Origin of the sequence: Neptunomonas phycophila (genome assembly GCF_001922575.1) — a bacterium.
GTDB lineage: Bacteria > Pseudomonadota > Gammaproteobacteria > Pseudomonadales > Balneatricaceae > Neptunomonas > Neptunomonas phycophila.
Genome location: NZ_MRCI01000002.1, coordinates 201,629 through 214,134, shown reverse-complemented (window position 1 = coordinate 214,134; position 12,506 = coordinate 201,629). Strand labels below are relative to the sequence as shown.

Annotated in this window: 14 protein-coding genes; 5 read left to right on the top strand and 9 right to left on the bottom strand. The window is 43.2% G+C overall.

Annotated features, from left to right (window positions below):
• Positions 1-24: 24 nt before the first annotated feature.
• Together BS617_RS14960 and BS617_RS14955 are read right to left on the bottom strand one after the other, a co-directional pair.
• Positions 25-345, bottom strand: coding sequence for a hypothetical protein (locus tag BS617_RS14960; RefSeq protein ID WP_139303215.1), 321 nt, complete (start codon positions 343-345; stop codon positions 25-27).
• Positions 346-602: 257 nt separating this feature from the next.
• Positions 603-1,118, bottom strand: coding sequence for an NlpC/P60 family protein (locus BS617_RS14955; RefSeq protein ID WP_075173785.1), 516 nt, complete (start codon positions 1,116-1,118; stop codon positions 603-605).
• A 153-nt stretch (positions 1,119-1,271) separates the two neighbouring features.
• Here BS617_RS14955 and BS617_RS14950 point away from each other — a divergent pair, with 153 nt between their 5' ends.
• The 3 genes from BS617_RS14950 (at position 1,272) to BS617_RS14940 (ending at position 3,858) form a co-directional block, all read left to right on the top strand.
• A complete protein-coding gene (locus BS617_RS14950) occupies positions 1,272-1,895 on the top strand; it encodes a 2OG-Fe(II) oxygenase (RefSeq protein WP_075173784.1) in 624 nt (207 codons plus the stop codon).
• Positions 1,896-2,036: 141 nt separating this feature from the next.
• Complete coding sequence (locus BS617_RS14945) at positions 2,037-2,441, top strand: DUF4332 domain-containing protein (RefSeq protein WP_075173783.1); 405 nt, start codon at positions 2,037-2,039, stop codon at positions 2,439-2,441.
• A 109-nt stretch (positions 2,442-2,550) separates the two neighbouring features.
• The gene (locus BS617_RS14940; protein WP_075173782.1) at positions 2,551-3,858 is read left to right on the top strand and encodes a DEAD/DEAH box helicase; all 1,308 of its coding nucleotides are present in this window, start codon (positions 2,551-2,553) and stop codon (positions 3,856-3,858) included.
• A 99-nt stretch (positions 3,859-3,957) separates the two neighbouring features.
• Here BS617_RS14940 and BS617_RS14935 read toward each other — a convergent pair whose 3' ends face one another.
• The 6 genes from BS617_RS14935 to BS617_RS14910 all read right to left on the bottom strand — a co-directional run bounded on the left by BS617_RS14935 (position 3,958) and on the right by BS617_RS14910 (position 9,085).
• Positions 3,958-6,192, bottom strand: a complete 2,235-nt coding sequence (locus tag BS617_RS14935; RefSeq protein WP_075173781.1) for a putative bifunctional diguanylate cyclase/phosphodiesterase — start codon at positions 6,190-6,192, stop codon at positions 3,958-3,960.
• A gap of 296 nt (positions 6,193-6,488) precedes the next feature.
• Positions 6,489-6,668: a DUF1289 domain-containing protein gene (locus tag BS617_RS14930; RefSeq protein ID WP_075173780.1), complete on the bottom strand. Its 180-nt coding sequence runs from the start codon at positions 6,666-6,668 to the stop codon at positions 6,489-6,491.
• Positions 6,669-6,752: 84 nt separating this feature from the next.
• Positions 6,753-7,163, bottom strand: coding sequence for a large-conductance mechanosensitive channel protein MscL (gene mscL / locus BS617_RS14925; RefSeq protein WP_075173779.1), 411 nt, complete (start codon positions 7,161-7,163; stop codon positions 6,753-6,755).
• Positions 7,164-7,229: 66 nt separating this feature from the next.
• Positions 7,230-8,075 carry an SPFH domain-containing protein gene (locus BS617_RS14920; RefSeq protein WP_075173778.1) on the bottom strand — a complete coding sequence of 282 codons (846 nt, stop codon included), beginning with the start codon at positions 8,073-8,075 and terminating at the stop codon, positions 7,230-7,232.
• Positions 8,076-8,115: 40 nt separating this feature from the next.
• Positions 8,116-8,568, bottom strand: coding sequence for an NfeD family protein (locus BS617_RS14915; RefSeq protein WP_075173777.1), 453 nt, complete (start codon positions 8,566-8,568; stop codon positions 8,116-8,118).
• Positions 8,569-8,770: 202 nt separating this feature from the next.
• Positions 8,771-9,085: a DUF1127 domain-containing protein gene (locus tag BS617_RS14910; protein WP_075173776.1), complete on the bottom strand. Its 315-nt coding sequence runs from the start codon at positions 9,083-9,085 to the stop codon at positions 8,771-8,773.
• A 501-nt stretch (positions 9,086-9,586) separates the two neighbouring features.
• On the opposite strand from BS617_RS14910, the gene BS617_RS14905 reads away from it, so the two are divergent.
• Together BS617_RS14905 and BS617_RS14900 are read left to right on the top strand one after the other, a co-directional pair.
• Positions 9,587-10,930 carry a DEAD/DEAH box helicase gene (locus BS617_RS14905; protein WP_075173775.1) on the top strand — a complete coding sequence of 448 codons (1,344 nt, stop codon included), beginning with the start codon at positions 9,587-9,589 and terminating at the stop codon, positions 10,928-10,930.
• A 15-nt stretch (positions 10,931-10,945) separates the two neighbouring features.
• Complete coding sequence (locus BS617_RS14900; RefSeq protein WP_075173774.1) at positions 10,946-11,824, top strand: DMT family transporter; 879 nt, start codon at positions 10,946-10,948, stop codon at positions 11,822-11,824.
• Between the two features lie 129 nt (positions 11,825-11,953).
• Here the strand turns inward: BS617_RS14900 and BS617_RS14895 are convergent, their stop codons facing one another.
• The gene (locus BS617_RS14895) at positions 11,954-12,253 is read right to left on the bottom strand and encodes a zinc-binding dehydrogenase (protein ID WP_075173773.1); all 300 of its coding nucleotides are present in this window, start codon (positions 12,251-12,253) and stop codon (positions 11,954-11,956) included.
• Between the last annotated feature and the right edge of the window lie 253 nt (positions 12,254-12,506).

Here is a 12,506-nt window from a genome sequence, read left to right as displayed (position 1 = left end):
AAACTCATGCTATTGGGTATCAGGCTACAAACGAGCTGATGGGGCCTCCGTTAAAGCCCACTGCCGAACCAAAGCTAAATCATCTATTTCTAAAGCAGCCGACAAGAAATCATCAAGCACAAAAACGGCTGCCAAAAAAGAAACTAAAAACTTAACCAATAAAACGGCAAGTAGCGCTAAACAAAAAGCGACAGACACCAAGAAAGCGACGTCGACCAAAAACACAACTAAGAAAGTAGAATCTTCGACTAAAAAATCGAGTTCATAAGCCGTTATCGAATTGATATCAAGAAAAAAAGACGGGGCTAATATAGCCCCGCAGAATGACAAGAACCGTGTAATCACCTGATAAGAAAGCTATCAGATAATTGGGTGAAGCATACCGATAACGAGGTGTTAAGCGGTATGACTTGCGAGCCATTTAAGATTAGTAGAAATGAGAATTATTATCAATACTATTTTTAAATAAATTTAAATTTATCTAAAAAAAGCGAGTTTTGTTAACAAAAAACGGGGATAGAAAAGCGGATAACATGTGGATAAGTCGCAGACTCTATCGTGCAGCCTGCGCTATTGCTGAAAAGTGTTATATTGATGCTTAATTAACCTGATACATCTAACTGCGTTCGCACGGCTTTCCAAAATCGTTTAGACCAATAAGGATTGTCCATTTTAGAAATTGTCACGCCTTTGCGTGATGATGCATGCATGAACTGATCTTCGCCAATATAAATGCCTACATGTCGCTGTCGCGGTGTGGTTTTAAATAAGACTAAGTCACCGGGCTCCATTTCCCAGCGATTTATTTCATCTCCAATTTTCGCTTGCGCTTTAGTCGTTCGCGGTAAATGCACATCGAACAGCTCAGCATACGTGAGTGCTACAAAGGCGGAGCAATCCACTCCCTGTTTTGTGGTTCCACCGTATTTATACGGAGTGCCTTGCCAATCGGCATAGTGCGCAAACAATTTACTAAAAAAGCCTTGCTTTTTAGGTGCTACGGCCTCAACTTCACCAATAGCATAAGATTCTACTACCGTTGCAGGACGCTTAGGAACAGAACACCCAGTTAGCGCAATAACTAACGCACAACACACACTATATCGAACAAACTTCATTAAACGACTACCTATAAAGAGGGCACTGTGCCTTTGTATTTACAGCGGCAGCTTGTGTAATAACACTACCTTAACCGCTTAATATGGGAAGTATAATACTATTCTTTAATTTCAGAGATCTATAGATTGAATAATAACGTTCAGTATAACCAAATGTCTGACCTTGTGTTAAACCATTTGGCCGAACAACTATACCTGCAAGGTTATTGTGTCGTTAACGACCTTTTACCGTTAACCCTCATCGAGAGTCTAACGAGACGCATAACTCACCCTGACGCGATTCTAGAACCGGCAGGTATTGGACGACTTGATGATCATCATATTAATCAGACGATTCGAACGGATACCATTCATTGGCTTGATCCAAAACACACTATTGATGCACTGTATTTATCCGCTATGGAAGCCCTTCGCTTAGCCATTAACAAGCGTCTATTCCTAGGTTTATTTGATTACGAATCCCACTTTGCGCATTACCCGCCCAACGGATTCTATAAAAAACACCAAGATGCTTTTACCGGACAATCAAACCGGATACTAACAACCGTGTTGTATTTAAATAACCAGTGGTCAGAAAATGACGGCGGTGAACTCATCATATACAACATCAGCGGCGATCAGATTATGTGTGTGGAACCCAAGGCCGGATGCTTTGTTATCTTTTTGAGCGATGAGTTCCCTCATGAAGTAATAAAAACGAAAAAAGATCGATACAGCATCGCTGGATGGTTTCGAATTAACAGCTCAACCGAACATAAAGTCGATCCGCCGCTGTAGATGGGTGGAAGAATTATTTCACTCGACATACTATGTGAAAGTTATTGAATAAAATGAGACAACTTTTGTTTCGTTGTTGTTCAGGTGCGTTACTTACAATCACATACATCCGATATCTTCTAACATCTGAGGAAATAAGGCATGGCTAAGCTGACCGACATTAAAGGCATTACAGAAGCAAGCGCAACAAAATTAAAAGAAGCAGGCGCGACAACTCAGGAAAAATTCCTTGAGGTTTGTGGTGATAAAAAGGGCCGTAAAGAGGTAGCAAGCGCTTCTGGCTTAGACGAAAAAGATATTTTAGCGTGGCTAAACCGTGCTGACTTGGCACGCATCAAAGGGGTAAGCACAGCTTATGCCGATTTACTTGAGTTAGCAGGTGTAGACACCGTACCGGAACTTGCGCAACGTAATGGTGCTAACTTACACGCCAAAATGGTAGAAATTAATACTGAGCAATCCATCGTTGTTCAAATGCCTTCTAGCAACCAAGTTGAAGGCTGGGTAACTCAAGCTAAAGAGCTACCGCGCGCTATCCACTATTAATATCTCATCATTTAACGGCAAGTCACCCGTACTTGCCGTTTCTGTTCTGCCCTACTGCTGACAAATCTGGTAGCATGTTCTCTTTATTGACTATTGAGATTAACTGCCTGTGTTCACTGAATTCAACCTCGACGAGCGTTTATTAAAAGCGCTGGATTCACTCTCTTTTACTAAGCCAACAGACGTACAGCGAGAAACTATTCCTCTGGCGCTAGCGGGTAAAGATTTACTAGTAACGGCAGAAACAGGCAGCGGTAAAACCTTAGCGTTCGGGTTACCTTTGTTGCAACGCTTGCAGACTAATAAACAACCCAATTTAGGTGCTCGCGCGCTCATACTTGCCCCTACCCGGGAGCTGGCGATACAAATTCAGGAAGAGATCGCTAAATTTGCCAAATTCACTTTTATCAATGCAGATACGGTTTGCGGCGGAGAGCCGTTCAAGCCCCAAGCAGCTCGTTTACGTAAAAATCCTGAAATATTAATAGCAACGCCAGGCCGGTTAGTTGAGCATTTAGATAGGCAGAGTATTTCCCTTGAAGACATCGAGGTTCTCATCTTAGATGAAGCAGACCGTATGCTTGAGATGGGATTCGAAGAAGACATGAATCGCATTATTTCAGCCTGCCCTGAAGAGCGGCAATCGCTGCTGTTCTCTGCAACACTGGGCCATAAAAGCATGTCCTCTGTTGTTTCATCCTCACTAAAAGATCCCGAAAACTTAATGCTCACCAGCCGCCGAGCTGCGCACATTAACATTGCACAGCAAATAATCCCGGCTATTGATAACAGTTTGAAAGATAAGCAATTAGTCTGGCTACTTACACATGAGACTTATGAGAAAGCGATTGTCTTTGTCAACACAAAAGTACAAGCCGATCGTCTATCGGGCTACTTACGCTACAACAAGTTAAAAGCGGGTGTTATTCATGGGGATCTCACCCAGGAACAGCGCAAGCATGCAATGAACCTGCTAAAAATTGGGAAAATTGACATCTTGGTTGCCACCGATGTAGCCGCGCGCGGTCTGGATGTGGACGGTATCGACCTAGTTATCAACTATGAAATGGCACGCAAAGGTGACGAACACACTCACCGTGTAGGAAGAACGGGTCGCGCAGGGCGCCAAGGCTTGGCGATTTCACTCATCAGCCCTAATGAATGGAACCTCATGTCAAGCATTGAGCGTTATCTCAAGACTCACTTCGAGAAACGTACCATTAAAGGCCTTGAAGGTAGTTATTTGGGGCCGAAAAAGCTGAAAGCCTCTGGCAAAGCCGCAGGGCCAAAAAAGAAAAAGACAGCGGAGAAAAAACTAAGTAAGACAAAAGCGGCGCCTAAGAAGAGAGCCGGGAAGCGGCCTTCATCTCCGTCGGCACCGATTGATGATGGTTTTTCCCCTTTCAAAAAGCGATAGAAAATTACGATTACAGGGATCACTCCACACGCTTAGCCGACATAAGCTGTGGAGCTGTGGAGCTCTGAACCATCGACAATCACTCAACGCCAAACGCAATCAATCATCATTGGGCTTATCGGTTCCTCTCACGCTGCTTAGCAGGCTATCCTGAGCGTCTTGGCAGAAGGCAATAGCTTGCTCTATTGGTAATGCAGGAGCTAGCCAATAACCTTGAATGTATTCACACCCAAAAGAACGAAGCACATCAACTTGCCCATCGTTTTCGACCCCCTCTGCTATCACCCCTATATTGAGCGCCGTCCCCATTTTAACAATGACCTCGACCAGCGTTCGATCTTGCTCATCATGCAGTAAATCCTGAATGAAGCTTTTATCAATTTTTAAGTAGTTAACGGGGTAGCTGCGTAAGTAATTAATAGCCGAGTAGCCTGTTCCAAAATCGTCTACAGCAAATTCAATCCCCATTTTCCGAAGCGCGGACACAACATTGATTCGATTGACATGCTTATCCATAAATAAAGATTCGGTAATTTCGAATACTAGTTTACGGCAATCGATACCGTTTTCTCGAATGATCGCTTTCCACTTCTCGTAAGCGCGAGTCGAATAAAACTCATTCACCGAACGGTTGATAGCAATCTGAATATCAATATCATTTTCCATAAACTTACGGTGATCTTTACACGCTTGTTTAAGGACCCAGTTACCGAGCTCTCGAATGGCACCGGTGCGCTCTGCGATTGGTATAAACTCATCGGGTTGCATCAGCCCTTTGTCAGGATGCTTCCAGCGGATCAACGCCTCACATTTAACAATACGACCACTATTTAAGCTCATGATGGGCTGGTAATGCAGAACGAATTGGTTCTCTTGAATACCTTTTAAAATGTTATTGTGCACATCCAGAAAATGCTCGGCTTCATCTTGCATGCCCTCATTGAAAAAGAAATATCCGTTGCGACCTGCACGCTTGGCAGCATACATCGCCTGATCAGAGTGTAGTAATAAGCTTGATACGTCATCTCCATCCAGAGGATACATGGCAATCCCCATACTGGCGGAAATGCTGTATTGGCGGTTATTCATATTAAAGGGCTGAGTTATCTTTTTCTGCATTTTCTCGGCCAGTAAATCCGCTTGAATTACGTCTTCGATATTCCTTAATACAACCACAAACTCGTCACCAGCCAAACGAGCTACAATATCGCTATCACGCGCCGATTGTTTAAGCCGATCAGAGAACTCGATCAGTAGCTGATCTCCTATGGCATGGCCTGCGCTATCATTTATTTGTTTAAAGTAATCAATATCTATAAAGAAAACGGCGAAGCCTTGCTCTTCACGCTTTACTTCACGGATTAATGAATTAAGGCGTTGACTAAAATGATACCGGTTTGGCAAGCCCGTTAGCACGTCGTAATTAGCACGGTAATTCGCTGTATTGACCGCACGTGTTTTGTCGTTATAAACCCGACCTAACAAAAAAACACCACAAGCAATGAAGCCAGAAACAACGACAGACAGCCCCCACATCATCCATAATCTAGAACTAGGAACGGACCACCCTTCAACTGGAGTAGCGGCTAAAAACCAACGTTTGATAGGTAACTGAATTACATCGATAACAGGTTCTTGTTCCAAGACGGAAGAATCACCAACGAACACAGTTTTCATACCCCCTTCGTCACCTAGCTCCCCGACGGCTACTCGATAGCCCCCTAGATCACTTTCATTTAGAAGCGCAGCAAATAAATCATTTTGATCAATTAATGCTGACACGATCCCCCAAAAAAAAGGCTCTTCATCGGTTTCAATGAATATAGGATAACGCGCAACAATCGCTGTTGAATCATCGCTCAATACTTGAGGGGACGAAACCGCTAAGTTACGATGCTTTATAGCCTCTTGAATAAGTGGCATTTGTCGCGAATAAACATTGTAGCTAGTGCCAATTAAATGCTCTTTTCCTTCCGACGGAAAAATGTACTTAATGGTTAGGTCTGGAGCGATATTGAGATGTGTGAGCAATTTATTTTCTAATAAAAGTTCACGCGCAACAGTCGGGAAATGTTCTTCAGATAAATCCATATCAACGGCAACTTCAGCTTTTAGCGCTTTAAGTACAGCTAAAACTGAGTTGATATCCCGCTCGATTTGAGCACGAAACACACCGACTTGCCCAAGCGAAGATATTTTCTGCTCTGCAATAATTTGATCAGATTCACTTTTAATGAAAAAGTAAGCTAAAACCAGCAACAAGAGGAAGATAACACCTCCTGTCAGCGCTGGGAGCTTAACTAAAAAGTGAATAAATTGCTTAGTAAAACTCATATTCCCTGAGCTCACTTATTATTTGGTGTTAAAGACTCCGAATACAGCTATTAGTAGCAGTACAGACGTTCCGTGCCTGACGACCACCAACTCTTCGATTGTTTAGCAAGGCGACACCCTACCGATATCTATCACCCTGCCACATTAAAATAACGGCATAACTATGCAGGCGTACAAGCATACAATTAACCGCGCATTTAGTATGAATATAACTATAGAACTTAAGTATCGATTTTAACAAAAAAAACAGAAAGAATGTGATGAGCAGCATCAATTAGAATCAAGAAACTACAACATTAAGGAATTAGCTTCAAAAAAGTATTCGCTTTACGCCGCTCTACGTTGGCTAAAATGCGTTTTTTGGCGGGCTCATCAGCTTGAGGCCAGCTGCGTATCTCGCTTAGCGAGCGTAAGCAACCGATACAAATATCTTTATCGTCGAGGCAACAACGGCGCACACAGGGAGAATCAATCATGAACAGAGGATACAAAAAAGGCGCGCTTTTGCACACCTTTTTCAGCTGCAGGGCAAAAGTATTAACTTTAGCCCTACTTCGTTTTTACTTAGTACGAAGAATATCGCGTATTTCGCTTAATAGAACTTCTTCTTTAGTAGGCTCAGGATCTGCTTCTGGCTCTTGCGGCGCTTCTTCTTCCTTGCGCTTCATAGAGTTGATTGACTTAATCGCCATGAAAACAGCCATCGCTACAATCAAGAAATCCAGTACTGTTTGGATAAATTTACCGTAGTTAATCGAAACAGCCGCTATTTCACCTTCAGCAGGCTTCAAAATATAGGCCAGGTCAGAAAAGTCGACCCCACCCATTAACATACCGATTGGCGGCATAACAATATCACCCACAAATGATGATACGATTTTACCAAAGGCTGCCCCAATGATAATACCCACCGCCATATCCATGACGTTGCCTTTAACTGCAAATTCCTTAAATTCCTTTATAAAGCTCACAGTAGTTTCCTCTTAGTTATTTTCGACCATTGTCGTATTTCCAGATGAACAATTCGTGAATCAGCCTTAACGACCTAGCATTCCTTTAAGCGCAGCTGGTAAATCGGCTGGTAAAATCACCGTTTTCGCATTATCTGACTGCGACATAGCTTGTAATGCATCAACATATTTTTCACCTAATATATACATCACAGGTAACTCGTTACCTTGAATAGCGCCTGTAACTTTACCAATCGATACTTGGCTTGCCTCAGCTAAGACAATTTGCGCTTCCGCATCACGTTTGGACGCCTCAAGACGGCCTTCTGCTTCGAGAATAGCGGCAGACTTTTCACCATCAGCACGTGTTACGCGAGCCCGTCTTTGACGCTCTGCCGCCGCCTGTTCTTCCATGGCTGCCTGCATCGTTCCTGACGGCGTAATATCTTGAATTTCAACTGTTTTTAGCGTGATACCCCAATCTGAAATATCATCCGAGATAGCAGACTTAAGCTTAGCTTTTATTTGGTCTCGTGATGATAACGCATCATCCAGTCCCATTTCGCCGACGATTGAACGTAACGACGTTTGCACTAGATTTTGTATCGCTAAAATATAATCTTCGACGCCATATACCGCTTTTTCAGGGGAAACAATATTAATGTAAGCAACGGCATTCGCAATAATAACCGCATTATCTTTGGTGATAACTTCTTGCGACGGAATATCCATCACAATATCTTTAGTCGTGACGGTATAAGCCACTTGATCAATATACGGAATAATTATTTTAAGGCCGGGGCCTAATGTTCTAGAAAACTTACCTAAACGTTGTATTACAAACTTACTACCTTGAGGCACTATTTTTACACTCGAAAAAATAGTGACTATAACTACCAACAAAAATATACCGGCAACTATTAAACTTTCCACACGAAACTCCCTTTTATAGACATTAAAATATTCACTAATTTTAGCGTTTTTCCACTAGTAATGTATTACCAGATAATTCACTAACAATTATACGATCGCCCAGTTCAACTGGCTCTGAACATATAAATTCCCACTCATCATCACCCAGCAAAGGGGTAGTAAAGCGTGCTACACCGCGGCTTTGTTCTGTGGGTCGCTTGATGACCTGCCCTGTTTCGCCTGAAATAGCCTCTTTTGCCATCCCGGCTTTTGTATGGTCTTTGAAACGCGGCGATAAAATAATAAACCAAAGCGCAGTGAAGATAGCCGAAGACACGGCCCAAATGAAGAGTTGCCAATTAATTGCTAAATCAGGTGAGAGCCAAAGCAAGAAGGAGACTACAAAGCCACCTAGCCCAAACCAAAAAATGGTAAAGCTGGGTATAAATATCTCAGCGGCCATTAATACCATGCCCAACACAAGCCAATGCCATGGTTGCAAAACAATATCCATAGGTACATCCCTATCCGTTAACTGATGCAGGGATTGTCTATCGCTTTTGCAGCCTAAGCAACTGATTAAATTCTGCGTTGCTTATCAAACCATATTTAATCGTGCTTTTTTCTAAAATCACATACCTACGAGAAAAAATCGCCTTACTAAAAAATGGATGTAGTGATCTCTACACCAGCTATCTTTTTAGTAAGGCTGCGAACTAACCGCCGGCTCCCATAGGTGGAGTAGATTTGTCCGGTGTAAGTAGAACGGCTACATCATTAGTGCCTAAACGCGAACAGATTACCGAGGTGGTCTTTAGTTCCTGACTATCCATTACTATGGAAGGGCTCGTTTTTTGCGCACCGTTTAAGAAATCAGCATTAATCGATACAACCCGGTTACCCTGTCGAACAAGCCCCACATCTCTGAGTAAGCGATCATCAAGATGTTCCATTGATTGATAAGTATATGCTGCAGCCGCACGCTGTTGGAGTGCATCGAAGCCCGCTTTAATTAATCCTAAAAATGTCATTTTCTATCTCCTTTAGACATTATGAGAGTAATGCCGAGAAGATCTTCGCAGGACTTAGGTAGGGAGTAGAGCACCTTGGACCGCGAAGAGTTTCGCGGCCAAATAAAAATCAGAACACGCGAAAACACGAAATACGCATAAACGGCTTAACCGCTGCGTTATTTCGAATAATCGTATGTGAGACATAAAATGTCATTCTGACTTCCTAAAATTTGTAGTGTATGAGACTTAGCTTGACTACACGGCCTCAACCAGAGCAAAAAGGATCATGCATCTGAAAGGCATGTTATAACTAAATCACCAAAGCTTATAACAGTTATAACGGCTACACAGCCCTGCTGTCAACCTAAACGCCGCTATCCATGAGTCACTAGTCTGCGTTACTATAGCGTACTTACGAAAGGCGCCTTAATGCATATTTTTGCCCCTCAGGCCCCGATCTCATTTACGACCTTAACTTCCCGGCACCGTTTCACTTTCAACAAGCTATGATGATCTGCTATGACTGCGTTTTCTGACCTACATTTATGCCCTGAACTGCAATTTACACTGCAATCATTAGGCTACGACAAGCCTACGCCTATCCAAGAAAAGGCTATCCCGCTAATTTTAGAAGGCAAAGATTTGTTAGCAGAAGCTCAAACCGGCACTGGCAAAACAGCCGGGTTCGCGCTTCCGATGATAGAAAGGCTTAGCAAAACCCCAGCCGCCCCAGATTATCATCATATTCGCGGTCTGGTACTTACCCCCACACGCGAGCTAGCGGTCCAGGTTGGTGACCACACACTCGCCTATGGTAAACACCTAGGTATGCGAGTTATATCGCTGTACGGGGGAGCTCGGTTTGATAACCAAATCCGTAAAATGAAACGCGGAGCCGACATATTAGTTGCAACACCCGGCCGCTTATTGGAAATGGTCAGCCAGAAAAAGATTTCTTTAGCACAGGTAGAGATACTCGTACTAGACGAAGCTGACCGCATGCTGGATCTGGGCTTTATCCACGATATTAAAAAAATCATGTCTTTTATCCCTGCACAACGCCAGACACTCTTATTTTCGGCGACCTTCAACCCTGCTATAGAGTCGCTAGCCGATACGTTATTAAAATCACCGGTTAAAGTCAGTACATCTACTCGCAACACTACCGCTAAATTGGTGCAGCAAAAAGCGTATAAAGTCGATAACAGTGATAAATCCGACATCTTGAGTTTTTTAATTGACGGTTGCCAATGGTCACAAACACTTGTTTTCACTCGCACAAAACGGCGAGCTGACATGGTATGCGACTATTTAAATGCCGAAGGTATTTCGGCTGTCGCCATGCATGGCGACAAACTCCAGCGTGAGCGAAATGCCGCACTCAGTGCATTTGTAAATGGCGAAGTGCGTGTCATGGTAGCAACCGATGTAGCGGCCCGAGGCTTAGATATTGAATCCTTACCACAAGTGATTAACTATGATCTGCCCAACCTGCCTGAAGCTTACGTACACAGAATTGGCCGCACAGGACGAGCGGGAAAAGAAGGCACAGCTATTTCTTTGGTCGCACCTGATGAGAAAAACTACCTCGCTGATATCTGCCAGCTCATAAGCAAGCAAATCCCTTTACAAGCCGTCCCCACAATTGAGAACGGCAAGCTGATTGATGCCAAAAAGTCAGCGCATAATCCGCCCCCTAAACGGCGCAAAAATAAGTCTGGAAAAGCCAACCATTTAAAAACTAACCGAACCAAGGCTGCAACGTCCAAAAAAGTGCCTAACGAGTCAGTTACGCAAGAGGGTAACGGCAAAAATACTTCGCCTCGTCGCCATGCCGGCCGACGCTCTCTTTTTGATCATTAATCAGGAATAGCAGCCATGTGGCTTTGGATACCCTTTACGATTTTCGCTGCTTTTATGCAGTCTTGGCGCAACGCTTTTCAAAAACAACTCAGTCAAGATGTGAACACTACCGGTGTAACACTGGCTCGCTTTATTTATGCAGGCCCATTGGCCGCTTTATATGTACTTGCATTGTATACGTGGCAACCTGTCGCCATGCCGCATTTAAGCGGTCTATTTTGGGTGTATGTCGTATTAGCTTCCGTCGCGCAAATATTTGCCACTAGCTTAATGGTTATGCTGTTTCGCTTGCGTAACTATGCGATAGGCGTGGGATTAGCAAAAAGTGAAGCCGTAATGGCCGCTATTTTGGGCGCCCTATTCTTTGGTGCTCCGCTCAGTGCCTTGGCCTGGATGGGTGTATTTATTGGAGGCTTAGCCATTTGGTTAATGAGCAATCCCGGATCATTTAGGGATATTTCCCTATCAACAGTCGTCACAGGGCTAGGCAGTGGATTATGTTTCGCTTTAACCGTTTTATGGGTGCGCGAAGCCAGCTTACTTTTAGAGCTACCCTTCCCCTACAGCGCCGCTTGGGTACTCGTGGCGGTTATAACCACACAAACAATAATTCTCATTAGTTGGCTCTTAGTGAGGGATAAGCAAACACTTGTCGCTCTTTGGAAAAGACCAAAGCTTACTCTGACCATTAGCCTATTTAGCTGTTTAGGATCATTGGGGTGGTTTACCGCCATGAGCTTACAAACAGCCGCTATGGTAAAAACATTAGGGCAAATAGAAGTGTTATTTACCCTAATGATTTCTGTTATTTGGTTTCGCGAAAAGCTAAAACCAAAAGATAAAATAGGGTTAGCATTAATTGTTATCGGCGCTATTTTTGTGATGCTTGCTTAGTCAAACCATCGCTATACAAGCCAATACGCTAAGCAATTTGATTTACAGTAACTTGCAACACAGCTGATTATTATCAGCAAATAACAGGAGAACAGCAGCACCTTTGTTCTCCTGTTATAAAATAGGTCCTTACCCTTCACTTTCTATGACGATTTTACCGAAATGTTTAGCCTTAGCCATCCAGTGATAAGCATCTATCGCTTTAGAAAAAGGAAAAGACTTATCGATTTCAGAATGAATCTGATGTGCTTCCATCGTTTTAACCAGTTGTTCGAGCATAGCTGTACTACCAACATAGATGCCTTGAATCCTTAATAAATTAAAAATAGCCACTTCACTACCGACACTGACCACCTCACCTGCTCCGTCTGATAGGGGAACAATAGGGCGAACGTCATTTCTAACATAAGCACCCATGGTAATTAACATGTCCCTATAGTTGAGTGAACATGCCTTCATCTTTACGAGAATTTCATCTGAAGCTGGAGTAGGAGAATATCCACGACTACTTGCTCGATAGCATCAATACCGTCAGCGGTTGTTACACGATATGCCTGCACATTTTATCTCCTAAAAAGTTGACTACTAAATTAGGTTTACATGCAAAATTACGTGCTGCAACTACTTACCTGACAAACCAATGCCATTTACCTGCGAACTCATTCTAAAGTAAGTCGACCTC